Origin of the sequence: Micromonospora humidisoli (assembly GCF_016900955.1) — a bacterium.
GTDB lineage: Bacteria > Actinomycetota > Actinomycetes > Mycobacteriales > Micromonosporaceae > Micromonospora > Micromonospora wenchangensis.
Window position 1 is genome coordinate 514,306 of sequence record NZ_JAFEUO010000003.1, and the last position, 26,421, is coordinate 540,726.

Annotated in this window: 24 protein-coding genes and 1 pseudogene; 12 read left to right on the plus strand and 13 right to left on the minus strand. The window is 73.1% G+C overall.

Features of this window, described 5'->3' with window-relative positions:
* Positions 1–34: 34 nt before the first annotated feature.
* Positions 35–907, minus strand: coding sequence for an alpha/beta fold hydrolase (locus tag JQN84_RS13095; RefSeq protein WP_204958626.1), 873 nt, complete (start codon positions 905–907; stop codon positions 35–37).
* Between the two features lie 143 nt (positions 908–1,050).
* Between JQN84_RS13095 and JQN84_RS13100 the strand changes: the two genes are divergently transcribed.
* Both JQN84_RS13100 and mqnP read left to right on the plus strand, forming a co-directional pair.
* A complete protein-coding gene (locus JQN84_RS13100; protein ID WP_204958627.1) occupies positions 1,051–2,511 on the plus strand; it encodes a menaquinone biosynthesis decarboxylase in 1,461 nt (486 codons plus the stop codon).
* Entirely contained in the window at positions 2,511–3,422 is a 912-nt protein-coding gene (gene mqnP, locus JQN84_RS13105; protein ID WP_204958628.1) for a menaquinone biosynthesis prenyltransferase MqnP, read from the plus strand. Before JQN84_RS13100 ends, mqnP begins: the two co-directional genes overlap by 1 nt.
* A gap of 227 nt (positions 3,423–3,649) precedes the next feature.
* Here the strand turns inward: mqnP and JQN84_RS13110 are convergent, their stop codons facing one another.
* Complete coding sequence (locus JQN84_RS13110) at positions 3,650–4,615, minus strand: terpene synthase family protein (RefSeq protein ID WP_204958629.1); 966 nt, start codon at positions 4,613–4,615, stop codon at positions 3,650–3,652.
* Positions 4,616–4,817: 202 nt separating this feature from the next.
* Between JQN84_RS13110 and JQN84_RS13115 the strand changes: the two genes are divergently transcribed.
* Positions 4,818–5,444, plus strand: coding sequence for a UbiX family flavin prenyltransferase (locus JQN84_RS13115; protein ID WP_204958630.1), 627 nt, complete (start codon positions 4,818–4,820; stop codon positions 5,442–5,444).
* A gap of 179 nt (positions 5,445–5,623) precedes the next feature.
* Here the strand turns inward: JQN84_RS13115 and JQN84_RS13120 are convergent, their stop codons facing one another.
* A complete protein-coding gene (locus JQN84_RS13120; RefSeq protein WP_084261470.1) occupies positions 5,624–5,890 on the minus strand; it encodes a BldC family transcriptional regulator in 267 nt (88 codons plus the stop codon).
* A 268-nt stretch (positions 5,891–6,158) separates the two neighbouring features.
* Here JQN84_RS13120 and JQN84_RS13125 point away from each other — a divergent pair, with 268 nt between their 5' ends.
* Both JQN84_RS13125 and cds1 read left to right on the plus strand, forming a co-directional pair.
* On the plus strand, positions 6,159–6,617 hold the full coding sequence (locus JQN84_RS13125) for an Lrp/AsnC family transcriptional regulator (RefSeq protein WP_204958631.1): 459 nt from the start codon (positions 6,159–6,161) through the stop codon (positions 6,615–6,617).
* Positions 6,618–6,689: 72 nt separating this feature from the next.
* The gene (gene cds1, locus JQN84_RS13130) at positions 6,690–7,781 is read left to right on the plus strand and encodes an L-cysteine desulfhydrase Cds1 (protein WP_204958632.1); all 1,092 of its coding nucleotides are present in this window, start codon (positions 6,690–6,692) and stop codon (positions 7,779–7,781) included.
* A 51-nt stretch (positions 7,782–7,832) separates the two neighbouring features.
* Here the strand turns inward: cds1 and JQN84_RS13135 are convergent, their stop codons facing one another.
* The 4 genes from JQN84_RS13135 to JQN84_RS13150 all read right to left on the minus strand — a co-directional run bounded on the left by JQN84_RS13135 (position 7,833) and on the right by JQN84_RS13150 (position 14,267).
* A complete protein-coding gene (locus tag JQN84_RS13135; RefSeq protein WP_204958633.1) occupies positions 7,833–8,453 on the minus strand; it encodes a putative glycolipid-binding domain-containing protein in 621 nt (206 codons plus the stop codon).
* Between the two features lie 128 nt (positions 8,454–8,581).
* Entirely contained in the window at positions 8,582–10,591 is a 2,010-nt protein-coding gene (locus JQN84_RS13140; RefSeq protein WP_204958634.1) for a DEAD/DEAH box helicase, read from the minus strand.
* A 244-nt stretch (positions 10,592–10,835) separates the two neighbouring features.
* Positions 10,836–12,554 carry a hypothetical protein gene (locus JQN84_RS13145; protein WP_204958635.1) on the minus strand — a complete coding sequence of 573 codons (1,719 nt, stop codon included), beginning with the start codon at positions 12,552–12,554 and terminating at the stop codon, positions 10,836–10,838.
* A gap of 132 nt (positions 12,555–12,686) precedes the next feature.
* On the minus strand, positions 12,687–14,267 hold the full coding sequence (locus tag JQN84_RS13150; RefSeq protein WP_204958636.1) for a C40 family peptidase: 1,581 nt from the start codon (positions 14,265–14,267) through the stop codon (positions 12,687–12,689).
* A gap of 246 nt (positions 14,268–14,513) precedes the next feature.
* Here JQN84_RS13150 and mqnE point away from each other — a divergent pair, with 246 nt between their 5' ends.
* The 3 genes from mqnE (at position 14,514) to JQN84_RS13165 (ending at position 16,527) form a co-directional block, all read left to right on the plus strand.
* On the plus strand, positions 14,514–15,683 hold the full coding sequence (mqnE, locus tag JQN84_RS13155) for an aminofutalosine synthase MqnE (RefSeq protein ID WP_204958637.1): 1,170 nt from the start codon (positions 14,514–14,516) through the stop codon (positions 15,681–15,683).
* 23 nt (positions 15,684–15,706) lie between these two features.
* Positions 15,707–16,147: a hypothetical protein gene (locus tag JQN84_RS13160; RefSeq protein WP_204958638.1), complete on the plus strand. Its 441-nt coding sequence runs from the start codon at positions 15,707–15,709 to the stop codon at positions 16,145–16,147.
* A gap of 107 nt (positions 16,148–16,254) precedes the next feature.
* On the plus strand, positions 16,255–16,527 hold the full coding sequence (locus JQN84_RS13165) for a DUF4229 domain-containing protein (RefSeq protein WP_204958639.1): 273 nt from the start codon (positions 16,255–16,257) through the stop codon (positions 16,525–16,527).
* A gap of 232 nt (positions 16,528–16,759) precedes the next feature.
* On the opposite strand, the gene JQN84_RS13170 is transcribed toward JQN84_RS13165, so the two are convergent.
* Positions 16,760–18,154 (minus strand): C39 family peptidase, encoded by a 1,395-nt coding sequence (locus tag JQN84_RS13170; RefSeq protein WP_204958640.1) that lies wholly within the window; start codon positions 18,152–18,154, stop codon positions 16,760–16,762.
* A 204-nt stretch (positions 18,155–18,358) separates the two neighbouring features.
* Between JQN84_RS13170 and JQN84_RS13175 the strand changes: the two are divergent.
* The 4 genes and pseudogenes from JQN84_RS13175 to JQN84_RS13190 all read left to right on the plus strand — a co-directional run.
* Positions 18,359–19,666, plus strand: a pseudogene (locus tag JQN84_RS13175) (M14 family metallopeptidase); the annotation flags it as partial.
* Positions 19,667–20,027: 361 nt separating this feature from the next.
* The gene (locus tag JQN84_RS13180) at positions 20,028–20,969 is read left to right on the plus strand and encodes an ABC transporter substrate-binding protein (RefSeq protein WP_204958642.1); all 942 of its coding nucleotides are present in this window, start codon (positions 20,028–20,030) and stop codon (positions 20,967–20,969) included.
* Between the two features lie 97 nt (positions 20,970–21,066).
* Positions 21,067–22,101, plus strand: coding sequence for a FecCD family ABC transporter permease (locus JQN84_RS13185; RefSeq protein ID WP_204958959.1), 1,035 nt, complete (start codon positions 21,067–21,069; stop codon positions 22,099–22,101).
* Positions 22,098–22,889, plus strand: coding sequence for an ABC transporter ATP-binding protein (locus JQN84_RS13190; RefSeq protein ID WP_204958643.1), 792 nt, complete (start codon positions 22,098–22,100; stop codon positions 22,887–22,889). The genes JQN84_RS13185 and JQN84_RS13190 overlap by 4 nt, the downstream gene beginning before the upstream one ends.
* 14 nt (positions 22,890–22,903) lie before the next feature.
* On the opposite strand, the gene JQN84_RS13195 is transcribed toward JQN84_RS13190, so the two are convergent.
* The 5 genes from JQN84_RS13195 to JQN84_RS13215 all read right to left on the minus strand — a co-directional run bounded on the left by JQN84_RS13195 (position 22,904) and on the right by JQN84_RS13215 (position 26,363).
* Positions 22,904–23,665 carry a VOC family protein gene (locus JQN84_RS13195; RefSeq protein WP_204958644.1) on the minus strand — a complete coding sequence of 254 codons (762 nt, stop codon included), beginning with the start codon at positions 23,663–23,665 and terminating at the stop codon, positions 22,904–22,906.
* 93 nt (positions 23,666–23,758) lie between these two features.
* Complete coding sequence (locus JQN84_RS13200; RefSeq protein WP_204958645.1) at positions 23,759–24,496, minus strand: ABC transporter permease; 738 nt, start codon at positions 24,494–24,496, stop codon at positions 23,759–23,761.
* Between the two features lie 12 nt (positions 24,497–24,508).
* A complete protein-coding gene (locus tag JQN84_RS13205) occupies positions 24,509–25,432 on the minus strand; it encodes an ABC transporter ATP-binding protein (protein ID WP_239485281.1) in 924 nt (307 codons plus the stop codon).
* The gene (locus tag JQN84_RS13210; protein WP_088646174.1) at positions 25,429–25,740 is read right to left on the minus strand and encodes a winged helix-turn-helix domain-containing protein; all 312 of its coding nucleotides are present in this window, start codon (positions 25,738–25,740) and stop codon (positions 25,429–25,431) included. The genes JQN84_RS13205 and JQN84_RS13210 overlap by 4 nt, the downstream gene beginning before the upstream one ends.
* The gene (locus tag JQN84_RS13215) at positions 25,737–26,363 is read right to left on the minus strand and encodes a transporter (RefSeq protein WP_204958646.1); all 627 of its coding nucleotides are present in this window, start codon (positions 26,361–26,363) and stop codon (positions 25,737–25,739) included. Before JQN84_RS13215 ends, JQN84_RS13210 begins: the two co-directional genes overlap by 4 nt.
* Positions 26,364–26,421 lie beyond the last annotated feature (58 nt).

Here is a 26,421-nt window from a genome sequence, read left to right on the forward strand (position 1 = left end):
GCTGTCGCGGGCAGTTCCCGCCGGACCGGGGCTGTCAGTCGTGCAGGAAGGGGAGTAGCAGGGCGGTCAGCTCGGCGGGGCGCTCCTCGAACAGCCAGTGGCCGCAGTCGGTGACCACCCGGCCGTCGACCGTGTGGGCGTAGCGGCGTACCTGGTCGGCGACCTGGCCGCCGAGGCTGGCCGCCGCGCCGATGGCCAGCACCGGCATCGGCAGCGGATTCTTCCGGTACGCGGCGTTGTCCTTGACGTCCTGCGCGAAGGCCCGGAAGTAGTCGAAACTCGCCCGCAGGTGGGCCGGGTCGGTCAGGTGCCGGGCGTACTCCTCGATGTCGTCCGCACCGATGCTGCCCTTGTTCACCATGATCGAGTCGGTGAAGCGGTCCACCCAGCGCGCCTCCCGGCCGGTGACCAGCTCCTCCGGCAGGCCGTTGGTGAGGTTGAAGAAGCCGAAGTTCCACACCGCCGGCCCCGCCTCGGTCAGCGCGGGAAACGTGTAGATTCCCTCGTCCGGGATCGGTGCCTCGGACAGCACCAGGCGGGACACCGCGTCCGGGTGGGCGGCGGCGTAGGCGTACGCGACCATGGTGCCCACGTCGTGGCCGACCAGCCGGATGTCGTCGGCCAGGCCCAGCCCGGTCAGCAGCCCGTGCAGGTCGGCGGCGACGGTCTTCTTGTCGTACCCGTCGGGTGGGGCGTCGCTGTCGCCGAAGCCGCGCAGGTCGGGGGCGACCACGTGGTACGTCGCGGCCAGCTCCGGCAGCAGCCCCCGCCACATCCGCCAGCACTGCGGATAGCCGTGCAGCAGCACCAGGGTCGGTCCACGGCCGCCCCGGACATAGTTGATCGCCACGTCACCGACCTGCGCCCGCTGCTCGGTGAAGCCCGCCGGAACCCCTCCGTCGCCCATCCCCGCCCCCGTCCCGACGTCGCCGGCCCGACCAGCCGCCCCACCGTCACCCGTGCAACGAGCAGCCGCCGGGTGGGGAGACGCACACCGCCGGGTCCCACCCGGCGTGGGCGGGGCCGGCGGGGGTGCGGGAGACTGGCCGTATGGCGGCTCGTGGCTTCCCGTACACCGATCTCAAGGACTTTCTCGCGGCGCTGGAGCGCGCGGGCGAGCTGCGGCGGGTGACCGTCCCGGTGGACCCCACGCTGGAGATCAGCGAGGTGGTCACCCGGACGGTCCGGGCCGGCGGGCCGGCGCTGCTGTTCGAGCGGCCCACCCGGGGTGAGATGCCGGTGGCGATCAACCTGTTCGGCACCGAGAAGCGGATGGCGATGGCGCTCGGCGTCGACTCGCTCGACGAGATCGGCGACCGGATCGGCGCGTTGATCAAGCCGGAGCTGCCGGTCGGCTGGTCCGGCATCCGCGAGGGCCTGGGCAAGGTCATGCAGCTCAAGTCGGTGCCGCCGCGCAAGGTGAAGACCGCGCCCTGCCAGGAGGTGGTCTACTCCGGTGACGACGTCGACCTGGGCCGGCTGCCCGGCCTCCAGGTCTGGCCCGGCGACGGCGGGATCTTCCACAACTACGGGCTGACCCACACCAAGCACCCGGAGACCGGCAAGCGCAACCTCGGGCTCTACCGCCTCCAGCAGCACTCCCGCAACACTCTCGGCATGCACTGGCAGATCCACAAGGACTCCACCGCCCACCACGCGGTCGCCGAACGGCTCGGCCAGCGGCTGCCCGTCGCCATCGCCATCGGCTGCGACCCGGTGGTCAGCTACGCCGCCTCCGCGCCGCTCCCCGGAGACATCGACGAATATCTGTTCGCTGGGTTCCTGCGCGGCGAACGGGTCGAGATGGTCGACTGCCTGACCGTGCCGTTGCAGGTGCCGGCGCACGCGCAGATCGTGCTGGAGGGCTACCTGGAACCCGGCGAGCGGCTGCCCGAGGGGCCGTTCGGCGACCACACCGGTTTCTACACCCCGGTCGAACCGTTCCCGGTGCTGCACGTCGAGACGATGACCACGCAGCGCAACCCGGTCTACCACTCGATCGTCACGTCCAAGCCGCCGCAGGAGGACCACGGCCTCGGCAAGGCCACCGAGCGGATCTTCCAACCGCTGCTCAAACTGCTGATCCCGGACATCGTCGACTACGACCTGCCGGCCGCCGGGGTGTTCCACAACTGCGCGATCGTGTCGATCAACAAGCGCTACCCCAAGCACGCACAGAAGGTGATGAACGCCATCTGGGGGGCGCACCTGATGTCGCTGACCAAGCTGATCGTGATCGTCGACGCCGACTGCGACGTGCACGACTACAACGAGGTCGCGTTCCGCGCCTTCGGCAACGTCGACTACGCCCGCGACCTGCTGCTCACCGAAGGGCCGGTGGACCACCTCGACCATGCCTCCTACCAGCAGTTCTGGGGCGGCAAGGTCGGTGTCGACGCCACCCGTAAACTGCCCGCCGAGGGCTACACCCGGGGCTGGCCCGAGGAGATGACGATGTCGCCGGAGGTCACCTCGCTGGTCGACAAACGCTGGAAGGAGTACGGCATCTGATGGCCACCGCCGTCGCCCCGGCCCCCCGCCCTGGCCGGGTCAAATCCTTCCTCAAGCTCGTCGCGATCGAGCACTCCGTCTTCGCGCTGCCGTTCGCGTACCTGTCGGCGCTGACCGCGATGCAGGTCAACGGTGGTCGGGTGCGGTGGGGAGACCTGCTGCTGATCACCGTGGCGATGGTCGGTGCACGCACGTTCGCCATGGCCGCCAACCGCATCCTCGACCGGCGGATCGACGCCCGGAACCCGCGTACCGCCGGGCGGGAACTGGTCACCGGGGCGGTGAGCGTGCGGACGGCCTGGACCGGCGCGGCCGTCGCCCTGGTGGTCTTCCTCGCCGCCGCTGCCCTGCTCAACCCGCTCTGCCTGGTGCTCGCCCCGCTCGCCGTCATCCCGCTGGTCGTCTACCCCTACGGCAAGCGGTTCACCGACTGGCCACACGCCATCCTGGCCGTCGCCCAGGCGGTCGGCCCCGTCGGCGCCTGGCTCGCCGTCACCGGCACCTTCGCCGGGTCCGGGCCGGCCTGGCTGCTCGGCGCGGCCGTCGGCCTGTGGATCGGCGGCTTCGACCTGATCTACGCCTGCCAGGACGACGAGGTCGACAGGCAGATCGGGGTACGCAGCGTTCCCGCCCGCTACGGCCGGCGCTTCGCCCTGCACGCCTCCACCGGGGCACACGTGGTGACGTTCGCGCTGTTCATCTGGTTCGGCGCGCTGGTCGGCTTCGGTTGGCCCTGGTGGATCGGGCTGGCGTTCACCGCGGTCGCGTTCGGCTACCAGCACGTGGTGGTCACCCCGACCGACCTGAGCCGGGTCAACCGGGCGTTCTTCACGGCGAACGGTTTCGTCGGCATCGCCCTGTTCGTCTTCGCCCTGCTCGACCTGGTGATCCGCCTCGACCTGCGCCCCTGATCCCGCCTCCTTCCGGCTGCTCATCTCCGGCGCTGCACCGTGCTGCGCCCCGCTCTGCCCCGCCCCGCCCGCTGTCCTTGATGATCAAGAAGTTTGCGTCAGTTGATCAAGAGGTTCAGGTCAACTCGAAGATCAAACTTGACGCAAAGCTCTTGATCACCGGGGCGGGGTGGGCGTCGGCGGGGCGGGGGTCGGTGGGGCGGGTGGGGGGATGGGTTAGGGATGGGTTAGGGGTGGGGGTGGACGGGGTAGCGGGCGCTTTCCAGGGTCCAGTCGATGGTGCCCCGGACGGCGTTCGCGATGCCGTCGAGGTGGGCGGCGACGGCACCGTCGAGCGCCGGGCCGAACGACGGGACCGCGGCGCACTGCACCTGGAACCGGGTCATCGTGTCCCGCCAGCGGTCGGCGACCAGTTCGGCGGCCCGTTCCACCGGCACGGCCTGTTCGTCGGCGAGCGCCAGCACCAGGTTGTGCCCGCCCGAGGTGGTCCGGTCCCGTTCCATCGAGGCAAGGTCGTTGTACCAGGAGAGCAGGTCGTTGCCGAGGTCACCGATCCGGCGTAGCAGCGGATGGTGGTAGACCGCGTCCGGTAGCGTCCGACCCCCGACGAACTCGATCAGCGGGTACGACACGTACGCCGCCGAGGTGGCCCGGCGCAGCGTCACGTACTCGGCCACGTTGGGCGGCCGGCCGCTCTCCTTCGCCACCGCCTCCCGCCAGTTGCCGTCCAGGTGGTCGCCGACCGCGTCGGCGAACCGCAGCCGCCAGCGCGCCGGCATCCGGCGGCGGGGCACCCGCCACGCCTCGACCAGCAGCCGGCGCAGCGGCCCCCCGAATCCCGGGTGCCGCCGTCGGGGCCCGTCGTGCAGCAGGGTCAGCGTCCCGCGTCGCAGTGCCCGGATCTGCTCCGAGGGCAGCCGGTCCGGCCCGTCGCAGGCGTCGTCGACCAGGAAGAACCAGGTGAAAAGGGCTGACACGGTACGTAGGTCCGGCTCGCTGGCGTCCGGGTAGAGGCGGCCCGCGTACCTGGCGAAGCCGGCCCGGTCGAGCCGGTGCAACGCCTCGACGCTCAACGGCAGACCCAGCCGGGGTAGCAGTTCCAGCAACCACTCCTGCACGCCGTCGGCGTACGGGGAGAGCCGGGGCGGGATCGGGCAGGTCGACCGTAACGACCAGAGGATCTTGTCGACCATTATCGATGTCTCCCCCGTGCCGTGTGGATCTTTAGTCCGCAGCATCGCAGGTCGAGTGCTGACCTGCCGGCCGGGCCTGCCGTCGGAGGCGCGGCCCACCGGTACGGCGACGGTGGGTCGACCGGCCGGTCCCGCACCGTGCCGACGGGGCGATCACGGGGGTGGGCGTCGGCGGTCGGCGTACACCAGGCAGGCTGGGCGTATGCGCGAACCATGGGTGGTGGGGGTTTCCGGGGCGTCCGGCACCCCCTACGCGGCGGCCGTCGTCCGGGGCCTGCTCGACGCCGGGCAGCCGGTGGACCTGATCGTGTCCCGGGCCGCCCGGCTGACCGTCCTGGACGAGACCGGCCGGCCGTTCCGGGACGGCCACTGGGCCGAGGACCTCGCCGGTTGGCTGGGCCGCGACCTCACCGGCGACGACGTGCGGCACTGGCCGGCCGGTGACATCGCCGCCGGCCCGAGCAGCGGCTCCTACCGGGTACGCGGCATGGCGGTCGTGCCGGCCAGCACGGCAGCCTGCGCCGGCATCGCCATCGGCCTGTCGAAGGACCTGCTGCAACGCGCCGCCGAGGTCAACCTCAAGGAACGACGCCCGGTGGTGCTGGTGCCCCGGGAGACCCCGGTGACCCGCAGCCACCTGGAACACCTGATCGCGCTGCACGACGCCGGCGCGGTGGTGCTGCCGGCCAGCCCCGGCTTCTACGGCGCGGGTGCGTCCGCCACCGCCCAACAACTTGTCGACTTCGTCGCGGGCAAGGTGCTGGACGCCCTGGGCGTGCCGCACACCCTGTTCCGCCGCTGGTCGGGCGAGCTGGCCGCCGACCGCTGACCCGCCCCCGACCGCTGACCCGCCCCCGACCGCTGGCCGGCCCGTGCTCAGCCCACGCGGGTCGCTGCCCGCCGGCCCTGGCGCAGGGCCCGGACGGCGAGCAGGTGGCGCTGCCCGGGGCCGTTCAAGCGGCGACGGGCCGGCCTCGTCGGCCGGCCCGTGCGTCCGTCTCGCACCATTCAGTACATCCCGGCATTGGCCGGACCCGGCCCGGTCGAGGCGGCCGGGCCCACGTTGCGTGGCTTGCCCATGTCGTCCGCCTCGTCCAACATGCCCTCCCCTTCCAGCAGGGCCCGCACCTCGGATTCCCGAAACCGGCGATGCCCGCCTGGAGTCCGGATGCTGCCTATCCGGCCGGCCGCCGCCCACCGCGTCACAGTCTTCGGGTCCACCCGAAACAGTGCGGCGACCTCACCCGGTGTCAGCAGGCGATCTCCAGTGTCCACAGCCCCCTCCTCGCGTCGACGAAGCCCTCGGCTGAACACACTGCCCCCGGCCGGTGCGAGCCCAGAGCCGTCATGAGGGACGTATGGCAATTACAGCACCAGCGAACTGGCCTGTCCGCCAAACGCGAAAAACGCACGGAGTGGGAAGTTAGTAAATGGTACCGGCGCGGGACTCCCTTGACCGTCGGTCTGCGAACTGTCACCTGCTGTCAGATCCAACGGATGCCGGTCGCCGGACGTTACGCCCCAACGGATAGGCTCACCCTCCGTGGACGCGATCGACCGGAGCCTCGTCGAACTACTGCGGAGTAACGCCCGCCTGTCGTACGCCGAGCTGGCCCGGCAGGTCGGCCTCTCCGCGCCGGCCGTGCACGAACGGGTCGGCAAGCTGGAGTCCAGCGGCGTCATCCGGGCCTACCGGGCCGAGGTCGAGCCGGAGGCGATCGGCCTCGGCGTGACCGCGCTCATCGGCATCGTCGAGGACTCCGGCGGGGACACCGACGACGTGCTGGAGACGTTCCGGCAGATGCCCGAGATCGAATCCTGCTACTTCATGGCCGGCGTCGAGTCCTTCCTGCTCAAGGCTCGGGTGGGCACCATCGCCGAGCTGGAACAGCTGATCGTACGGCTGAGCCGTACCCCCGGGGTGGCCTCCACCCGTACCGGCATCGCCCTGTCGACCAAGTGGGAGAACCGGCCCCAGCCGATCGAGCCGTCGGCCTCCTGACCGGCTGGTGCGAGCGGCGACGACGCCGGGTCGGCCCGAACCCGAGCCGACCTCGCTTGTACCGTTGCCGACGTGACTCATCTCGACCGGTGCGACGAGGCCAGCCGGGTGTGGGTGACCGAGGCGATCGCCGCCGTGGAGGCCGACGCCAACCGGTCCGCCGACACCCACCTGCTGCCGTTCCCGCTGCCCCGGCAGTGGGGGATCGACCTCTACCTCAAGGACGAGTCTGTGCACCCCACGGGCTCGCTCAAGCACCGGCTGGCCCGCTCGCTGTTCCTGTACGGGCTGTGCAACGGCTGGATCGGGCCGGAGACCACGGTGATCGAGGCGTCCTCCGGCTCGACGGCGGTCTCCGAGGCGTACTTCGCCCGGATGCTCGGGCTGCCGTTCGTCGCCGTGATGCCCGCCTCCACCTCACCCGAGAAGATCGCCCAGATCGAGTTCCACGGCGGGCGCTGCCACCTGGTCGACGACCCGGCCAAGGTGGTGGTCGAGGCGCGCTGGCTCGCCGAGGACAGCGGCGGGCACTTCATGGACCAGTTCACCTACGCCGAACGGGCCACCGACTGGCGGGGCAACAACAACATCGCCGAGTCGATCTACGCCCAGCTCTCCCTGGAACGGCACCCGGTGCCCGCCTGGATCGTGGTCGGCGCCGGCACCGGCGGCACCAGCGCCACCATCGGCCGGTACGCCCGCTACCAGCGGCTGCCCACCAAACTCTGCGTGGTCGACCCGGAGAACTCGGCGTTCTACCCGGCGTGGCAGGCCGCCGACTGGTCGGTACGCACCGGCCGGGGCTCCCGGATCGAGGGGATCGGCCGACCCACCGTCGAGGCGTCCTTCCTCCCCTCGGTGGTCGACCGGATGACCCAGGTGCCCGACGCCGCCTCGCTGGCCGCCATGCGGGCCGGATCGGCGGTGCTCGGCCGGCGGGTCGGCGGCTCCACCGGCACCAACCTGTGGGGGGCGTTCGGGCTGATCGCCGAACTGCTCGCCCAGGGGCGACCCGGCTCGGTGGTGACGCTGATCTGCGACGCCGGGGACCGGTACGCCGACACCTACTACGACGACGACTGGGTGGCCGCACAGGGCCTCGACCTCGCCCCGTACCTGGCCACCATCGACCGGTTCCTCAGCACCGGGAGCTGGCCCGGCTGACCCCCGGAGCCGGCCGGGCCGACACCCGGCCCTGCCCGCCCGGTTCCGCCGTCAGCCCAGGTCGGCCCGGTCGGCCAGCCCGGGGTAGTGCCGGACCAGCCCCTCGCCGTCCACCTCCAGCTCGGTGCGGAACGTGTCACTGGTGAACCCCACCCGCCCCGGCCCGAGCGCGGTATAGACCTGCTCGCCGGCCACCACCTCCAGGCTGGGCACCAGCACCCACGCCACGGTGATCCGGTGCTCGGTGCTGGACGCGGCCCCCGCCAGCCCCAGCCGACGGATCGGCAGGCTGTTGAACAGGGCCGAGCCGCCCAGGTCGACGTCGAGCGCCGCGTGCAACCGGTTGGTGTCCTCGATGCCGGGTAGGCCGGCCGGTGGCTGCCCGGCCGCCCGCAGCGCCGCGTCCAGGTCACCCTGCTCGCCGGTACGCACCCGCCACCCGTCCGCGCCGCGTTCCAGCCGTACGCTCCGCGACCAGCCGTCCCCCTCCACCTCCACGGCGAGCGAGGTGGTGGCCCCGTCCGAGCCGGTCTCCAACCGGTAGCGGCAGGTGTAGGGGATCGGGTCGACCGCCAGTTGGGTCCCGTGCGCGGCGAATCCGGCCCCGTCGTCGAGGACGGCGTGCTCGGCCCCGGCGGTGTCGGTCCGGCTCCAGAAAAGTGACCTCGGCATGGTCCGGACGTTACGCCAGCAGGGCGTCGACGGCAGCGCATGCGCGAACGCCGCCCCGGAGCAGGTGCTCCGGGGCGGCGTCGGAAAACCGCGGGGGACCGTGGCCGGGCCGGCCCGCTCCCGTCCGATCAGTGGGTACGCGCCGGCGGCCGGCCGCCGAAACCCCGCCGGTCGTCACGCGGCCGGTCGTCACGGACCCGGCCCTCGGTGCGGAACCCGCCCCGACGGTCGGTGCCCCGCGAATCGCCGCCGCCGAACCGGCGCTCACCGGACCGCTGCTCGCCCCGGGCGTCCCGGTCGCCGAAACGCGGCTCGCTGCGCTCGCCGAACCGCCGGTCGCCGTAACCCCGGTCGCCGTAACCCCGGTCGCCGTGGTCGCCGTAGCTCCGGTCGGTCCGGGGCCGCTCGGCGTAGCCGCGCTCGCCGCTCGGCCGCTCCCGGTAACCCCCGCCGGTCCGCTCGCCGTACCCCTGACCGGCGGCGGTCCGGTCGCCGTAGCCGCCGGTGGGGCGGTCACGGTGGCCCCGCTCGCCGCCGCTGTGGTCGCGGTAGCCGCCGGTGCGCTCGCGGTAGCCCCGGTCGCCGCCCCCGGTCCGGTCGCCGTAGCCCCGGTCGCCGGTGGGGCGGTCGTCCCGGGCAGCGCGGTCACCGAACGGGCGGTCGCCGTAACGGCGGTCCCCGGTCTGCCGGTCGCCGCCCTGGTCGCCGTAGCTCCGCTCCCGGGCCGGTCGCTCCGCGCCGTAGCTGCCGCGCGGCCGTTCCCCGCCGTAGCCGCCACGGCCGTCCCGGCTGCCGCCGTGGCCCCGGTCGCCGCCGTAGCCCCGGGCGTCCCGGTCGCCGAAGCGGCGCGGGCGGTCGCCGTGCCGACGCGGCTCGGGCTCGTCACGGACCGGGACACCGCTGGGCTCGCGGGCACCGGTCAGCTCGGCGAGCACCGCGTCGCCGACCCGCACCCGGGTCTCGGCCGGCTCCACGCCCGCCTTCTCCAGCATCGCCAGCGTGGTCCGCCGCTGCTTGGGCAGCACCAACGTGGCCACCGCGCCGGACTCGCCGGCCCGCGCGGTACGCCCCGCCCGGTGCAGGTAGTCCTTCGGGTCCTTCGGCGGGTCGATGTGCAGCACCAGCGACACCCCGTCGACGTGGATGCCCCGGGCCGCCACGTCCGTGGCGACCAGCACGTCCATCCGTCCCTCACGGAACTCGGCGAGGGTCTTGGTACGCATCCGCTGGGTCTTTCCGCCGTGCAGCCCACCGGCCCGTACGCCCACCGCGCCGAGCTGTTCCACCAGCCGGTCCACCCCGAGCTGGGTACGGGCGAAGAGCATCGTCCGACCGGACCGGGCCGCGATCGACGCCGCCACGGCGAACTTGTCGTGCGGCGGGATCAGCAGCAGGTGGTGGTCCATCGTGGATACCGAGGCGGTCGACGGCGCGGTCGAGTGCGTCACCGGGTCGGTCATGAACCGCTTGACCAGGGTGTCGACGTCACCGTCCAGAGTGGCCGAGAACAGCAGCCGCTGGGCACCCGCCGGGGTCTTGGCGAGCAGCTCGGTGACCTCGGGAAGGAAGCCCATGTCGGCCATCTGGTCGGCCTCGTCGAGGACTGTCACCTCGACATCGTCCAGGACGCAGACGCCCCGGCTGATCAGGTCGCCGAGCCGGCCCGGGGTGGCCACGACGATCTCGACGCCCCGGCGCAGCGCGTCGATCTGCCGGTCGTACGGCACGCCGCCGACGGCGGTCTTGAGGAAGATCCCGACGGCCTTGCCCAGCGGCAGCAGCGCGTCGTTCACCTGCATCGCCAGCTCGCGGGTGGGGACGAGGACCAGGGCGCGCGGGTGCAGCGGCCGGGCCCGGTTCAGCTCGGCCAGCCGGGCGACGATGGGCAGGCCGAAGGCGAGGGTCTTGCCGGAGCCGGTCTGGCCCCGGCCGAGGACGTCCCGGCCGGCGAGGGCGTCGGGCAGGGTGGCCCGCTGGATCTCGAACGGGGTGGTGATGCCCTGCCGGGCGAGGGCGTCGACGAGCTGCCGGGGCAGCCCCAGGTCGGCGAAGCCGACGGGGGTGGCCGGGACGGCGAGGTCGTCGGTCGGGAGGTCGTGGGCGGACGGACTGGTGCCGGGGTCAACGGAGGTGGTCAAGAAAAGCCTTTCGAGCGGGGCGCATCTTCGCGATGGCCCGCCGCAGCATGGAATACGCCGCCGAATCGCCCGCAAGATCGCCCAGGGGCACGCCACGCGTGCCGGGTCAGTGATCCCGACAAGTGTACGGCGATCCGGTGACGTCGCCAGTGGGCCCCGAGCCGGTAGTGGGCGGACTCACCCGTTCCGGGCCGTCAGCCACCTGCCGGCGGCCCCCTCCACCGGCGTCACCCGCCGCCCGGCCTCACTGGGACAGCATGCCGCCGACCAGCCCGTCCATCACGTCGTTGGCGAGCAGGACGACCAGCACGCTGATCGCCACCAGCAGCCCCAGCGAGGCGGCGAGCACGATCACCACCCGGGTGGTCCTGGATCGCGGTGCCGGCGTGTCGGACCAGCCCTGGGCCAGGATGTGCCCGGTCAGCGAGCCGGAGTTCTCCACCGGGTTGGCGGCCGGGAAGGCGACCGTGGCGTGCCCCGGGCCGTCGGTGCCGCCGTAGCCGACGCTGGCCAGGTTCGGGCCGCCCCGGTAGGGCGTACCGGAGGAGGGACGGGCGGCGTCGCCGGCCGTGCGGCGCGGCGCGGACCCGGACGCCGGCCAGGTGGGCAGCGCCGGGGCCGGCACCACCGGCAGCACCGAGGTCGCGCCGTCACCCACCGGATCGGGTACGACCGGGGCCCGGAACGTCGGCATGGCCGTACCTGCTGCTCCCGCGCTGCCGGCTCCGGTGCGGCTTGTTTCCGCGCTGCCTGCGCTGACGCCGGCGGCACCCGTTCCACCGGTACCCGCCGGGGGTGCGGAGGTCGGCGGAGCGAAGGCGGCGGGGGCCGGGGGTGCGGAAGTCGGTGGGGTCGACCCGGAGGGGGTCGTGGCCGGGGGTGCGGAGACGGGCGGCCTGAAGACGGGGGAGGTGGCGGCCGGGGGTGCGGCAGCCGCAGGCGTCGGGAGGCTGCCGGCCGGGGGTGCCGAGGTGGGCGGGGCGACGGTGCCGCCGGTCGCGGGCGCGGTGACGGAGGCGCTGGCCCGGAAGGCCGTCGGGGCGCCGGGCATGGCCGGCGGCGGGGGGAACGGGGGTGCCGGCATCGGGCCGGGCGGCGGTGGGGGCGGGGGCACCGCCGGGCCCGGGGGCGGCAGCGGCGGCCCCGGTACGGGTGGGACCGGGCCGGGAGGAACCGGAACGGGGCCCGGCGGTGGACCGGGCAGCGGCGGGACCGGTGCGGGGAACGGACCGGGGGCCGGCGGCTCGGGAGTGCCCGGCGTCGAGGGCTCGGGCGTGGGGGCCGGCGACGGTTCGGGGGCGGGCTCCGGCTCCGGTGTCGGCGGGGTGGGGGGCTGTGCCGGCTCCGGGGGCTGCACGGGCTCGGGCGGCTCCGGGTTGACCGGCGTCGACCGGTACACCCCGGGGGCCGCGTCGCCGGGCCGGGTGCCCGCGTCCGCTGCGGCGTCCTCGGCCTCGGCGGCGGAGACCCGGCTGAGCCCGGGGACGGAGACGCTGGCCCGTGCCGGGCCGCCGTCCGAGCCGTCACGCTGCCCGGGGACACTTGCCGGGCCGGCCGGACTGCCGGCGGTGTCCGGGTCGGATGTCCGGGAGGTCGGGACGGTGACCGGGCCGCCCGGAATGGGGTCGCCGCCGGCGGAGCCGTCCGGCTCGGGTGTTCGGGAGGCCGGGACGGCCGGCTCGGCGGCGGTCGGGGTGCCGGCCCGGTAGGTGGTCGCGGTGCCCGGCCCTGCCGGCAGGTCGCCACCCCCGGGCGGGGCGGTCACGGTACGTACGCTGGCCGTGGCGCGGGCCGTGCCTTCCACGGCCGGGCCGGGCCGGACCGGGGTGCTGGTGACCCGGCCGGGGCGGGGCGGGGCGTCGCCGGGTGCCGGGGTGGCCTCGTCGGCGCGAGCGGTGGGGCCGGCCGGGTCGGGCACCGGTCCCTGGTCCACGTGCCCCACCGGAACCTCTTGCTCGCCCATGATCGCCCTCCGTGCCCCCTCGCATCCGCGTCCCGCGAACGGTGACCGGATGTGCCTCGTGTCACCGTGCCACATCTCGTCCCGTCGGCACAGCCGGAGTGCCGATGGGACGGTCGGGGCGGTGCCGGCCGGTCAGTTCCCGGTGCTCGCCGAGGCTCCCGCCGACGCCGGGGCGGACGCCGACCGGCTGCTCTCCACGGTGCCGCTGTCCTCCGGGTCCGGGGTGCCGGAACCGGTGAGGCTCGGCGTCGGGTCGGCGGTCCTGGTCGGCGTGGGGGTCGGCGTCGCCGTGGTGGCCGACGGCCTCGGGGTGACCGGCGGCTTCGTCGGCGCGGTGGTCGACCCGCCGGTCGGCCGGGGCGTGGGCGTGGTCGGCTTCGGTGACGCCGTGGTGGGCTTCGGGGTGGGGGTGGTGGGCTTCGGCGAGGCCGTGGTGGGCTTCGGGGTGGGCGGCGGGGGCTGGGTGACCGGGGCCCCGGGGGTGGTCACCGCGCCGACGACCCGGGTGGAGGCGTAGAGGCCGGACCACCGCACCTGGGAGATCTTGACCACGTCCCCGCTGCGCGGCGCCTGCACCATCCGACCGTTGCCGATGTACATCGCGACGTGGTGGATGGTCGTCCAGCTGCTGCCCGAGGCGAAGAAGAGCAGGTCGCCGGGGAGCAGGGCGCTCTGCGAGACAGTCCGGCCACGGGTGGCGTAGTACTGGTCGCGGGCGACCCGGGGCAGGTCGTAGTAGCCGGCCGACCGGTAGGCCGCCCACATCAGACCGGAGCAGTCGAACCGGTCCGGCCCCTCGGCCGCCCAGAGGTACGGGTCGCCGAGCTGCGCCAGCGCGTACCGCACGGCGGCGAGCGCCTGCGGGCTGGCGTTCAGGCCGCTGCTGCTCTGCCCCTCGACGTACGCCGACCCGAGCTTCTGCTCGGCGGCCTCCTGCTGCTTCTCCAGGGCGATGAGCTGGGCCTGGTTGTCGGCCCGCAGCTTGGCGATCTTGGCATCGTTGTCGCGCAGCGCCTTCTGCACCGCGGCGAACTGGTCCTCGGCCCGCCGGACCCGGTCGGTGGCGGCGGTGACCGCCTGGGCGGCGACCTGCTCAGCCGTACGGGCCCGGGAGAGTTCACCGGAGGCCGCCGTGGTCTCGCCGTCGGCCTGCTCACCCCGGGAGACCCGTTGCAGGACGCTCAGCCCGTGCAGGTCGCGGGCGAACTCGCCGGGCGGCAGGGCGGCGGCGGCCTTGAAGGCGTCCGCGGCGACGGCGTTGGCCCGTTGCTCGGCAACGGTCAGCGCGCTCCGGGCCCGGGTCAGCTCGCCCTGCACACCGGTGAGCTGCACCCGGGCGTCGTCGCGCTGCTTTTCGAGCTGGAGGAGCTGGTCGGCGAGCTGGCCGTTCTGCGCGGTCAGGGTGTCGATCTGGGACAGCAGCGGGCTGGTCGGCAGCCCGCCGACGGGCAGCGCGGTCGAGCTGCCCGGCTGGCCCACGGTCGGGTAGCCGGGGGCCGCCGCACCGGGCAGTCGCAGCGTGCCTGTCGCCACCGGTCGGGAACCGGTGTCCGGAACGGTGTTGGGCAGTGCCGGGTCGGCGTAGACCGGGGTGGCCAGGGCCATCGCGGCGACCGCGCCGAGCAGCGCCGACCAGAGCGCCGGCCGCAGCACCGGGGAGACCACCGGGACCCTGCGTCGTCGCTGTCGTCGCCCGTGCCCGCTGTCGACCATTCCGCTCCCTGTGCCGCGTGATGGTGTCACCGCGTGAGGTGGGGCGCGGCGACCCGGAACGCCGCCGGTGTGCGCCGCGTCCCATCCTGTCTTACCGCACCGGGACAACGATGTCGATGCGGAGACGGCTTGGAGAAGCCTGGGAGTACGGGTGAGGTAGGTCGCTGGCGGTGCCCGTCCTGCCGACCTGTCGGTCGTCCGACGTAGGCTCGATCGGACCGCAGGTGGAAGGGACGTGGCTTTTCGATGGACGCCGGACTCAAGCGTGAGCTCGAAGAGAAGGTGTACGCGGGGGAGCGACTGACCCGCTCGGACGGGATCGCCCTCTATGAGAGCGACGACCTGACCTGGTTGGGCCGGCTGGCCCACCACCGGCGTACGGAGTTGAACGGCGAACGGGTGATGTTCAACGTCAACCGGCACCTCAACCTGACGAACGTCTGTTCCGCCTCGTGTGCGTACTGCTCGTTCCAGCGCAAGCCGGGCGAGAAGGACGCATACACGATGCGGATCGAGGAGGCGGTCCGCAAGGCCAAGGAGATGGAGGACGAGCAGCTCACCGAGTTGCACATCGTCAACGGCCTGCACCCCACCCTGCCCTGGCGCTACTACCCCAAGGTGCTGCGCGAGCTGAAGGCGGCGCTGCCCAACGTCAAGCTCAAGTGCTTCACCGCGACCGAGGTGCAGTGGTTCGAGAAGATCAGCGGCCTGTCCGCCGACGAGATCCTCGACGAGCTGATGGACGCCGGCCTGGAGTCGTTGACCGGCGGCGGCGCGGAGATCTTCGACTGGGAGGTCCGCCAGCACATCGTCGACCACGCCTGCCACTGGGAGGACTGGTCGCGGATCCACGCGCTGGCCCACGCCAAGGGCATGAAGACCCCGGCGACGATGCTCTACGGCCACATCGAGGAGCCCCGGCACCGGGTCGACCACGTGCTGCGGCTGCGCGAGTTGCAGGACCAGACCGGCGGGTTCGCGGTCTTCATCCCGCTGCGCTACCAGCACGACTTCGTCGACTCGGCGGACGGCAAGATCCGGAACCGGATCCAGGCGCGCACCACCATGGCGTCGCCGGCCGAGTCGCTCAAGACGTTCGCGGTCTCCCGGCTGCTCTTCGACAACGTCCCGCACCTGAAGAACTTCTGGGTGATGCACGGCCTGTCGGTGGCCCAGCTCTCGCTCAACTTCGGCGTGGACGACCTGGACGGCTCGGTCGTCGAATACAAGATCACCCACGACGCCGACTCGTACGGCACCCCGAACACCATGCACCGTGACGACCTGCTGCACCTGATCTGGGACGCCGGTTTCCAGCCGGTGGAGCGGGACACCCGCTACAACGTCGTCCGCGAGTACGACCGTGCGCCGTCGCTTTCGTCTCGGCGTGCCGAGCCGCAGCAGGTCTGGGCCTGACCCGGCCGTATGCTCGTCACACCATGACCGGACAGCAGCCGACCGCGCAGCAGCGCAGCGGGTTTCCCCGCCGGGACGCCGAGGGACGCATCCTGACCCTGGGTGACCTGCTCGGGGTGAGCCTGGCCGGCTGGCTGATCGGCCTGCTGGCGCTGGTGCTCTTCGACTGGGCGTTCGCCGTGGCCGGCGCGGGTGACTTCGGTCGGACCAACGGCTGGCTCGCGGTGATCCTGCCGGCCTGGCTGTTCTGGGACGACTTCCGGGCCTGGGACTTCGGCGCGGCCAGGGTGGTCGCGGCCCTGTCCGCCGCGGTGGTCGCGGTGCTCGCCGGGCTGCTGGTGGCGGGCCTGGCGGCCGGGCTCGCGCCGCTGTTCACCGGCGGGCTGGCCGCGCTCGCGTTCACCGTCGGGTACGCGGTGCTCTGGTTCCAGGGCGTGCACTGGCTGGCCCGACGGACGGGCTGAGCCACACCCGACGGCGGCGTTCCGACGCAGAAGCAAGGAGTGGGCAACGTGGGCGCGAGCAGCGAGCGGGGTGTGCGAGCCCTGCGGTCGCGGATGAGGATGGTCCGGTGAGCGCGGCGGTGAAGTACACGCTGGCCCGGATCGGGCTGTTCCTGGTGGTCGTGGCGGCGTTGTGGCCGGTCGGGATGAACCTCTTCCTGAAGCTGATGGTGGCGTTGATCTTTTCCGCCGCCGCGTCGTTCTTCCTGCTCCGGGGCTGGCGGGACCAGATGGCCGAGGAGGTGGCCGCCGCCGCCGAGCGGCGACGCGCGGAGAAGGAGCGGCTCCGCTCCGCCCTGGCCGGCGACGACCACCCCGGCGGGGACGCCCCGCGCCCCTGATCCCCGCCCCCCGCGCGGACACGCCCCGCGCCCTCTCCGGCCCCCGCCCGCCGCGGTGATCAAGAGGTTTGCGCCAACTTTGATCGTCAACCTGACGCATACCTCTTGATCACCGGGCACCAGCGACGCACCGCGTCCTACCGGGCGTGATCCACTCCAGGTTGACTCAGGGGCGGTGTCGCTGTCTGGCGATACCGCTACTTCGGCTCCCGAGAGTGGATCTTGATTTGGGTCACCAGTTGGTCGAGCCGGGGACGATCGGCCAGGGGCGGTCGGTCGGCTTGATCAGGTAGGCGATGCCGCCCGACCCGCCGGCCACCGTCCCGTCGGCCCGGTGCCGCTTGGTCCGCAGCCAGATCTGCTCGAACTGGTCGCGTCGGTAGACGTTGCGCACCTCGGCGTTGGACGCGGACGCCGGGTCGTTGACGATCACGTCGCCGTCGGCGGTGAAGCCGACGACCACGAACAGGTGCCCGGAGGTGCCGTAGTTGGAGCCGTCCAGCTCGGTGTCGAGGAAGGACTGTGAGGTGACCACGGGGATGCCGGCGCGGATGAAGCGTTCCACCTCGTCGAGGGAGTGCAGCCGGGTCACCCGGGCCTCGATGCCGGGGAAGCTGGCCGCGTATGCGGTGTTGAACGGCCAGTTGCCCGCGCCCTCGTACTCGTTATCCCAGGTCATCCGGGCGGCCTGGACAACCTGCGGGTCGGGGTGGCCGGGGTCGATCCAGGACAGGTCGGCCGCCGACGGGAGCCTGCCGTAGTACTCCAGCACCATCGCGGTGGACGTCGGACTGCACCAGACCTGGCCGCCGCCGCCCCACTCGGGGTAGCTGCCCCGGTGGATCATCTGGGAGCGGGCGGGCACCGGCAGTTCGGTGCCCCAGGCGATGCGGCCCCGGCTCGGCGTGACGGTGAACCGGTCCGGCACGGACGAACTCATCGCGCCGAGCATCCGGACCCGGGGTGCGGCGGCCTGGCCGGGCGCGCGGTAGAGGGTCAACCGGAGCTGGTACGACCGCAGCAGCACCCCGGCGTCGGCGTCGTCGATGGCGAACGTGTCGGTCCACACGCTGGACCAGGGGTCGCCCTGACCGTCCAGGGTGGCCCGGGCGATGTCCCGGTCGCCGGAGGCCCAGCGGGCCATCACGTACCAGGGGGTGTGGTCGCCGGTGGAGTAGGTGCCCTGGAGTTCGACCTGGAGCCAGGTGCCGGCGGGGGTGTCGGCGTTCCAGGAGGCGACCAGTTCGGTGGCGTCGAAGCCGATCGGGGTGGGCGGGGAGGTCCAGGTGGCGTATTCCCAGGTGCGGGTGGTGCCGGTGTGTTCGTCGGTGAACTCGATGGTGCCGGCGGGGCGGCCCATGGTGAGGCCGGCGTGGTCGCCGGGGGCGGCGTGGGTGCCCCGGTGGGTGCCGGCCCGCCAGTCGGGGTAGCGGGACCACTCCTGGAAGGTGATCTGCTCGTCGTGCCCACCGGCAGGCGGGCGGTCCCCGGCGGGTGGACGGTCCCCGGCAGGTGGGTGCGCCCCGGCGGGCGTGGGGCCGCCGGCCCGGACGGGTGCGGTGCTGGCGAGCAGGGTGAGGGTGGCGACGCCGACCAGGGCGACGGTGCGCAGGGCTCTGCTGGACATGGCAACTCCGCAGGGTGGGGAATCGTTGCCGTTCACTGTCCCGCCTGGCAGGAAGTTTCGCCAGAGGGCGTCGTCGGGAAAACCATTGCCGGTATGACGATCCGGTCGGGATGGTGGGAGATAGTCACGGATATTGATATGACCATGTGACTGCTGGTGAAGTGGGCGCACAACGGGATACCCCGTACCCCGAGGAGGACGTCCATGGCCTTCCGCACCTCCCCCTTCCGGCGTCGCCTGGCGCTGGCCGTCGTCGCCGGCCTCGGCCTCACCGCCGTCGCCACCGGGCCGGTCTCCGCCCGCCCGGCCCCGGAGCCCGAGCCCACCGCCGTCAGCTACCGCGTGCTCGGCCCGCGTACCCTCGCCGACCGCAACGCGGTCGCCCGCACCGGCGCGGCCATCGACTCCGCCGAGCACGGCGTGCTGTACGTCTCGGCCAACCGGTCCGAGGCCGCCGCCATCACCCGGCTCGGCTTCCGACTGGAACGGGAGGTCGAGCCGGCCCCCGCCGAGGGCGCCCGCGCCAACGCCTTCCCGCCGGCCGACTCGAACTACCACGACTACGCCGAGCTGACCACCGTGGTCAACCAGGTGGTCGCCGACCACCCGGCGATCGCCCGCAAGATCAGCATCGGCCGGTCGTACGAGGGCCGCGACCTGATGGCGGTGAAGATCTCGGACAACGTCGGCACCGACGAGGCCGAACCGGAGATCCTGTTCAACGCCCAGCAGCACGCCCGCGAGCACCTGACCGTCGAGATGGCGATCTACCTGCTCAACCTGTTCACCGACAGCTACGGCACCGACTCGCGGATCACCAGCATCGTCAACTCCCGGGAGATCTGGATCGTCCCCACGGTCAACCCGGACGGCAGCGAGTACGACATCGCCACCGGCTCCTACCGGTCCTGGCGCAAGAACCGGCAGCCCAACAGTGGTGCGGCGGCGGTCGGCACCGACCTGAACCGCAACTGGGGCTACAACTGGGGCTGCTGCGGCGGCTCGTCCGGCGCGCCGTCGTCGAGCACCTACCGGGGGCCGTCCGCGTTCTCCGCGCCGGAGACCAAGGCGCTGCGGGACTTCGTCAACAGCCGGGTCGTCGGCGGGGTGCAGCAGATCAAGGCCAACATCGACTGGCACACCTACTCGCAGCTGGTGCTCTGGCCGTTCGGCTACACCACGGCGAACACCCCCAGCGGGATGACCGCCGACCAGTACAACACCTTCGCCACCCTCGGGCAGCGGATGGCGGCCACCAACGGCTACACCCCCGAGCAGTCCAGCGACCTCTACATCACCGACGGCGACAGCCTCGACTGGATGTGGGCGACCCACAAGATCTGGGCGTACACCTTCGAGATGTACCCCGGGGAGTCCGGAGCCGGCGGCGGCTTCTACCCGCCCGACGAGGTGATCCCCGCCCAGACCTCCCGCAACAAGGAGGCGGTGCTGCTCCTGTCCGAGTACGCCGACTGCCCCTACCGGGTCATCAACAAGCAGAGCACGTACTGCTGACCCCGCTGACCTGACTCCGGGTGGGGTCCCGTAAGCCCCCGACGGGGCCCCACCCACCCCCTCCGTCCGGACGATCTTCGCTGGTCGTGCGCTACCGTGGCACCCGATCGACCGCAGCGAAGCCGGTGCGAAACCGGCGCTGTCCCGCAACTGTGATGACCCACCGAGGCTCCCCGCCCTGCGCCGGGAGCCGCCGCGACGCCCGGCCCGACGTGGCCGGCGTCGCCGTGTGTGGGGACGAGCCAGGTCGCCTGTGGTCGGTCGCGACACGCGCTCTCGAGGAAGGGCGCCTCGCGGACGGGCGCGCACACGCTCCCTGTCGGCGAAGCACCACGCTCCTCGACCGACAGGAGGCCAGATGTTCCGACGTACCCCCCGGTTGTTCGCCGCGACCCTCGCGGTGGCGGCCCTCGCCCTCGGCGCGTGCGCCGAAAAGACCTCGGACGACACCCCCGCCACCGGCGGCAGCAGTTCCGGCGCGGCGGCCTTCCCGGCCACGGTGGGCAACCTCACCCTCGACAAGCGGCCCGAGAAGATCGTCTCGCTGTCGCCCACGGCGACCGAGATGCTCTTCGCCATCGGCGCGGGCAAGCAGGTCACCGCCGTCGACGACCAGTCGAACTACCCGGCCGACGCGCCCAAGAGCGAGCTGTCCGGCTTCCAGCCCAACGCCGAGGCGATCGCCGGCAAGAACCCCGACCTGGTGGTCCTCGCCAACGACACCAACAAGATCATCGCCCAGCTCACCGCGCTGAAGGTGCCGGTGCTGCTCACCCCGGCGGCGACCACCCTCGACGACACCTACCGGCAGCTCGCCGACCTGGGTACCCTCACCGGCCACCCGACCGAGGCCGCCGACGTCACCGCCCGGATGAAGGACGAGATCGGCAAGCTCACCAAGGACCTGCCGCAGCGGTCGACGAAGCTGACCTACTACCACGAGCTGGGGCCGGAGCTGTACAGCGCGACCAGCAAGACCTTCATCGGCTCGATCTACACGCTGGCCGGCCTGGAGAACATCGCCGACGCCTCCGACGCCGACGGCAAGAACGGCGGATACCCGCAGCTCTCCCAGGAGGTCATCGTCAAGGCGAACCCCGACTTCGTCTTCCTCGCCGACGTCAAGTGCTGCCAGCAGAGCGCCGACACGGTCAAGGCCCGTAGCGGCTGGGCCGGCGTCACCGCCGTCAGGAACAACCAGGTCGTCGCGCTCGACGACGACGTCGCCTCGCGCTGGGGCCCGCGCGTGGTCGACCTGCTCCGGTCGATCGTCGACGCCACCGCCAAGGTGCCCGCGTGACGGTCCGGTGACCGTGCGGTCCACCACACCCGCACCGGCCGGGACGCGCGACGCGTCCCGGCCGGCCCGCGTCACCGGTACGCCCCGGCCGGCCGGCCTGCGCAAGCGCTGGCTCGCCGCCGGGGTGCTCGCCGTGCTGGTGGCCCTGGTCGCCGGGGTGTCCCTCGGGCCGGTCAGCCTGCCGCCCGGCAGCGTCGCCGCCGAACTGCTCAACCTGCTGCCCGGAGTACGCCTGGACAGCGGGCTCACCGAACGCGAGATCGCGATCGTCACCGAGCTGCGGCTGCCCCGGGTGGTGCTCGGCCTGCTCGTCGGCGGTCTGCTCGCCCTGGCCGGCGGCTGCTACCAGGGGGTGTTCCGCAACCCGCTGGCCGACCCGTACCTGCTGGGGGTGGCGGCCGGCGCGGGATTCGCGGTGACCGCGGTGATCACGCTGGGCGGCATCGGGGCGGGCGGCGCGCTGACCGGGATGCCGGTCACCATTCCGCTCGCCGCGTTCGTCGGCTCGCTCGGTGCGGTCGCCCTGACGTACCTGCTCGGGGCGGCCGGCGGGCGGGACCGCTCCCCGGCCACCCTGATCCTGGCCGGGGTCGCGGTGTCCGCGTTCCTCGCCGCCGGGCAGACGTACCTGCTGCAACGGCACTCCGACAGCATCCAGCAGGTCTACTCGTGGCTGCTCGGCCGGCTCGGCACCGCCGGCTGGGGTGACGTGCGGCTGATCCTGCCCTACTTCGTGCTGACCACCGTGGTGGTGCTGCTGCACCGGCGGGAACTCGACGTGCTCTCCGTCGGCGACGACGAGGCGAGCAGCCTCGGGCTGCACCCGCAACGCTCCCGCTACCTGCTGATCGCCGCCGCCTCGCTGGGCACCGCCGCCGCCGTCTCCGCCTCGGGGCTGATCGGCTTCGTCGGGATCATCGTGCCGCACACCGTACGGCTGCTCGCCGGGTCGAGCCACCGGGTGATCCTGCCGCTGTCGCTGCTGTTCGGCGCGGCGTTCCTGGCGCTGACCGACGTGGTCGCCCGGACCGCCGCCGCCCCCGCCGAGATCCCGATCGGCGTGGTCACCGCCCTGCTCGGCGGCCCGTTCTTCGTCCTGGTCCTGCGCACCGCCCGCCGGGTATTTCCATGAGTGTGCCGGCGGTGCAGGTGCGGGGGCTGCACGTGCGGCTCGGTGGGGAGGTGATCCTGGCCGGCGTCGACCTGACGGTCGACAGCGGCGAGTGGGTCACCGTGATCGGGCCGAACGGCGCCGGCAAGTCGACCCTGCTGCGCGCCGTCGGCGGCCTGCTGCCCGCCCCGGGCGCGGTCTCCCTGTTCGGTACGCCGTCCGGCGCGCTGCGTCGCCGGGAGCGGGCCCGGGTGGTGGCGACGGTGGCGCAGTCCCCGGTGGTGCCGGCGGGGATGTCGGTGTTCGACTACGTCCTGCTGGGGCGCACCCCGTACGTCGCGCCGCTGGGCCGGGAGTCGGCGGCCGACCTGGCGGTCGTGCACGACGTCCTCGACCGACTCGACCTGACCGGGTTCCACGGGCGGGAGCTGGCCACCCTCTCCGGCGGGGAACGGCAGCGGGTGTTCCTGGCCCGCGCCCTCGCCCAGGGCGCCACCCTGCTGCTGCTCGACGAGCCGACCAGCGCGCTGGACATCGGCCACCAGCAGGAGGTGCTGGAGTTGGTCGACCAGCTCCGCCGCACGCACGGCCTGACCGTGCTGGCCACCATGCACGACCTCTCCGTCGCCGGCGAGTACGCCGACCGGATGGTGCTGCTCGCCGACGGCCGGGTCGTCGCGGCGGGCCCGCCCGACCAGGTGCTCACCGAGGAGTTGCTGTCCCGGCACTACCGGGCCCGGGTCCGGGTCGTCCCCGGCGACCACGGTCCGCTGGTGGTGCCCAGCCGACCCGGCCCACCGCGCCGCTGACCTGCGGCGCGTCGTCAGGCGGGTTCGGTGGCGGGGCACAGCAGGGAGAACCGGGCCCCTGCGGGGTCCCGCAGGGTGCTCCGGCGGCCCAGCAGGGTGTCCCGGGGCGGGGTGATTATGGTGCCGCCGAGGGTGGTGGCGCGGGCGGTGGCCATGTCGACGTCGGCCACCGCGAAGAACACCGACCAGTACGCCGGCCGCGCCGGGTCGGGGGTGGGCAGCATCCCGGCCACGATCCGGGCCCCGCACCGCCAGCCGGTGTAGCCGGATCCGCCGGCGGGCTGCTCCTCCGGGTGCCAGCCGAAGACCAGCTCGTAGAAGACCTTCGCGCCCTCCGGGTCGGGGCTGACCAGCTCGTTCCAGCACATCGCCCCGGGCGCGTCGAGCAGTTCCGCCCCGGGCGTCCGCATCGGCTGCCAGACGCTGAACACCGCGCCGGCCGGGTCGGCGAAGACCGCCATCCGACCGGCGTGCAGGACGTCGAACGGGGCGACCAGCACCTGACCGCCGGCCGCCCCGACCCGGGTGCTGACCAGGTCGGCGTCGTCGGTCGCCACGTACGTCGACCAGACCGGCTCCCGGCCCGGGTCGGCAGGTGGGCCGGCACCCGCCACCGCCCGGCCGTCCCGGTGGAAGGTGGTGTAGCCGGCCCGCTCGGGTTCGGGCGCGATCCGGCCGGTCCAGCCGAACAGCTCCGGGTAGAACCGCCTGGCGGCGTCCAGGTCGGGGGTCGCCAGGTCGGTCCAGCAGGGCGTGCCCGCGGCGACGGTGCGCACGTCGGCCCCTCTCGGCTGTGGGGCGTACGGGTGGACGCCCTGCCGGCATCGTGGCACCGGGCGGCGGCCACCCGGGCCGAAGCGGCGTACAGGTCAGCTGAACCGGCGACCCTCGTCCCGCCGGTACGCCCAGCCGGAGACCGTGGCGAGCAGCACGATCCAGACGCCGAGCATGGCCAGGGCGAGCGGGTCGGGTCGCCAGTCGCCGACCGCCGCCCACATCAGTTCGACCGCGCCCCGGGTGGGGAGGAACGGGGCGATCGTCTGGATGAAGCCGGGCGCGTCACCCGGCGCGGAGAGCAGGCCGCCGCCGAAGGCCAGCGGGAAGAAGATGACCTGCGCGACGACGATCGCCGCCTTGCTCGGCAGCGAGTAGCCGATGGCGAGCCCCAGCAGGGTGAACGGCACCGACACCACGGCCACGGTGGCCGCGCCGAGCAGCAGCCCGACCGGGGTGACCCGGGCGGCCGTGGCGACCGCCGCGATGACCACGACGGGCAGCATCGACAGGTAGGTCAGCACCAGCCCGGCCAGGATCCGCCCGGCCAGGCGGGGTCCCGGCCCGGCCGGCAGGGTCCGGGTGTACGGGTTCCACGGCTGGTCGCGGTCCTCGGCGACGCCGATCCCGTACTGGAAGATGTTGGCGCTCATCACCGCGAAGGTGACCATCGCGGCGGTGGCGTAGGTCGCGCCGGTCGGATCGTCCCCGGCGAACGGGACGACGAAGAAGAGCATCGCGGCGGCGGGGAAGAACGCGCTGCCGACCACGGCGACGGGGATGCGGAGGGTCTCCAGGAGTTGGTAGCGGGCGTGGACCAGGGTGAGCGGCACGGCGTCGGCTCCTCAGGCGGTGGGTCGGGCGGCGACGGCTGCGCCGGTGGGGGTGGCCGGGTCGGTGGTGGCCGGGTCAGCGGTGATGGCGAGGAACGCCTCTTCCAGCGAGGTGGGGCGGACCTCCAGCTCGCGGAACGTCACCCCGGCGGTGACCAGGTCGCGGACCAGCTGGTCGGCGTCGGTGGTGAGCAGGTGGGTACGTCCCTCGGTGTGTTCGGTGGCGACCACGCCGGGCAGCGCGGGCAGGTCGTCGGCGACGAGGCTGACCCGGCGGACGCCGACGATGCCCCTGATCGCGTCGGTGCTGTCGTCGGCGAGCACCCGGCCCTGCCCGAGCACCACCACCCGCTGCGCCAGCGCCTCGACCTCTTCGAGGTAGTGGCTGCTCAGCAGTACCGTCCCGCCGTCGGCGTGGAACGACCGGATGGCCTCCCACAGGGTGTGCCGGGCTTCGACGTCCAGTCCGGTGGTCGGCTCGTCGAGGACGACCAGCCGGGGCCGGCCGACGAACGCCAGCGCGACGGCGAGCCGCCGCCGCTGCCCGCCGGAGAGCCCGCCGGTCTGCCGTCGTACCTGGTCGGTGAGGCCGAACCGGTCGAGCAGTTCGCCCCGGGGCACCGGGTCGGGATAGTGCGCGGAGACGAAGTCGACCACCTCGCCGACCCGGAGGGTGCCGGGCAGTCCGGTTTCCTGCGGGGTGACCCCGAGTTGCCGCCTCGACGCCGGCCGGCGGGGGTCGCCGCCGAAGAGCTCGACCTGCCCGGCGGTGGGCCGGCGCAGCCCGACCAGCAGGTTGATCAGGGTGCTCTTGCCGGCGCCGTTCGGCCCGAGCAGGCCGACGAGCTCGCCGGCGGAGACGGTCAGGTCGGCCCGGTCGAGGGCGAGGACGTCGCCGTACCGGCGGGTGGCCTGGTCGGCATGGGCGAGGATCATCGGGGCTCCCGGGGGTCGGCGGGGTCGAGCAGGGCGCGGATGTTCTCGGTGTACTCCTCGAACGCCCGCCGTCCGCGCCGGCTGAGCCGGACCAGGGTGGTCGGCGTGCGTCCGCGGTGGGTCTTGTCGATCTCGACGTAGCCGGCGTCCTCCAGCTTGCGCAGGTGGACGGAGAGGTTGCCGGCGGTCATCGCGAGCAGTTCCTGGAGGCGGGGGAAGGTGATCCGGTCGCCGTCGGCGAGGGTGGCCAGGGTGACCACCACCCGCAGCCGGGCCTGGGCGTGGATGACCGGGTCCAGCTCGCTCATCCGTGCCGCCGCCGGGCGAGCGCGCCGGCCACCAGCAGTCCGCCGCCGCCGGCCACCGACACCACCAGGGCGTGCCAGCCGGGGCCGGCGACGACGCCGACGATGTTGACGGCGGTGAGCCAGACGCCGAGGCGGAACAGGGTGCGGTCGAGCCAGATCGCGCCGCCGGCCATGTGCAGGGCACCGGTGAGCCCGACCGACAGCGCCGACCAGAGCAGCCCGGCGAGCTCGGGCGGCAGGCTGTCGGTGACCCGGCCGATCACCACGGACAGGCCGAAGAATCCGAGGCCCCACGCCGTGCCGTACCACCTGCCGCGCCGGGCCGACTCGCCGGCGACGTGCCGGTAGGCGCGGGCGCTGCCCACCCCGAACACCACGGCGGCGGCGGCGAGCAGTACGAAGAGCACGGTCAGCGGCAGCCAGGCGGGCATCGCGACGATGGTGCGGCCGTCGGGGGAGAACCGCAGGAAGTAGACCCCGAAGCCGATCAGCCAGGCGAACCCCCATGGCCAGTAGTGCACCCGGGGGTCGGGTTCCAGCCCACGGACGGTGCTGGCCTGTTGCTCGCGGATCAGCCGCATCGCGGCGGCGGCGTCGATCGGGGCGTCGTCTTCGGGGGTCATGCAAACTACTTTAAAACACAAAGTCGAGCCGTCGGCCGTCCGGGTCGGCCACCGGACA

Excerpts from the sequence above, each read along its gene's own strand:
- JQN84_RS13095 (WP_204958626.1), bottom strand. The coding sequence starts at position 907 with ATGGGCGACGGAGGGGTTCCGGCGGGCTTCACCGAGCAGCGGGCGCAG.
- JQN84_RS13100 (WP_204958627.1), top strand. The coding sequence starts at position 1,051 with ATGGCGGCTCGTGGCTTCCCGTACACCGATCTCAAGGACTTTCTCGCG.
- mqnP (WP_204958628.1), top strand. The coding sequence starts at position 2,511 with ATGGCCACCGCCGTCGCCCCGGCCCCCCGCCCTGGCCGGGTCAAATCC.
- JQN84_RS13110 (WP_204958629.1), bottom strand. The coding sequence starts at position 4,615 with ATGGTCGACAAGATCCTCTGGTCGTTACGGTCGACCTGCCCGATCCCG.
- JQN84_RS13115 (WP_204958630.1), top strand. The coding sequence starts at position 4,818 with ATGCGCGAACCATGGGTGGTGGGGGTTTCCGGGGCGTCCGGCACCCCC.
- JQN84_RS13135 (WP_204958633.1), bottom strand. The coding sequence starts at position 8,453 with ATGCCGAGGTCACTTTTCTGGAGCCGGACCGACACCGCCGGGGCCGAG.
- JQN84_RS13145 (WP_204958635.1), bottom strand. The coding sequence starts at position 12,554 with ATGGGCGAGCAAGAGGTTCCGGTGGGGCACGTGGACCAGGGACCGGTG.
- JQN84_RS13150 (WP_204958636.1), bottom strand. The coding sequence starts at position 14,267 with ATGGTCGACAGCGGGCACGGGCGACGACAGCGACGACGCAGGGTCCCG.
- mqnE (WP_204958637.1), top strand. The coding sequence starts at position 14,514 with ATGGACGCCGGACTCAAGCGTGAGCTCGAAGAGAAGGTGTACGCGGGG.
- JQN84_RS13160 (WP_204958638.1), top strand. The coding sequence starts at position 15,707 with ATGACCGGACAGCAGCCGACCGCGCAGCAGCGCAGCGGGTTTCCCCGC.
- JQN84_RS13170 (WP_204958640.1), bottom strand. The coding sequence starts at position 18,154 with ATGTCCAGCAGAGCCCTGCGCACCGTCGCCCTGGTCGGCGTCGCCACC.
- JQN84_RS13180 (WP_204958642.1), top strand. The coding sequence starts at position 20,028 with ATGTTCCGACGTACCCCCCGGTTGTTCGCCGCGACCCTCGCGGTGGCG.
- JQN84_RS13190 (WP_204958643.1), top strand. The coding sequence starts at position 22,098 with ATGAGTGTGCCGGCGGTGCAGGTGCGGGGGCTGCACGTGCGGCTCGGT.
- JQN84_RS13205 (WP_239485281.1), bottom strand. The coding sequence starts at position 25,432 with ATGATCCTCGCCCATGCCGACCAGGCCACCCGCCGGTACGGCGACGTC.
- JQN84_RS13210 (WP_088646174.1), bottom strand. The coding sequence starts at position 25,740 with ATGAGCGAGCTGGACCCGGTCATCCACGCCCAGGCCCGGCTGCGGGTG.
- JQN84_RS13215 (WP_204958646.1), bottom strand. The coding sequence starts at position 26,363 with ATGACCCCCGAAGACGACGCCCCGATCGACGCCGCCGCCGCGATGCGG.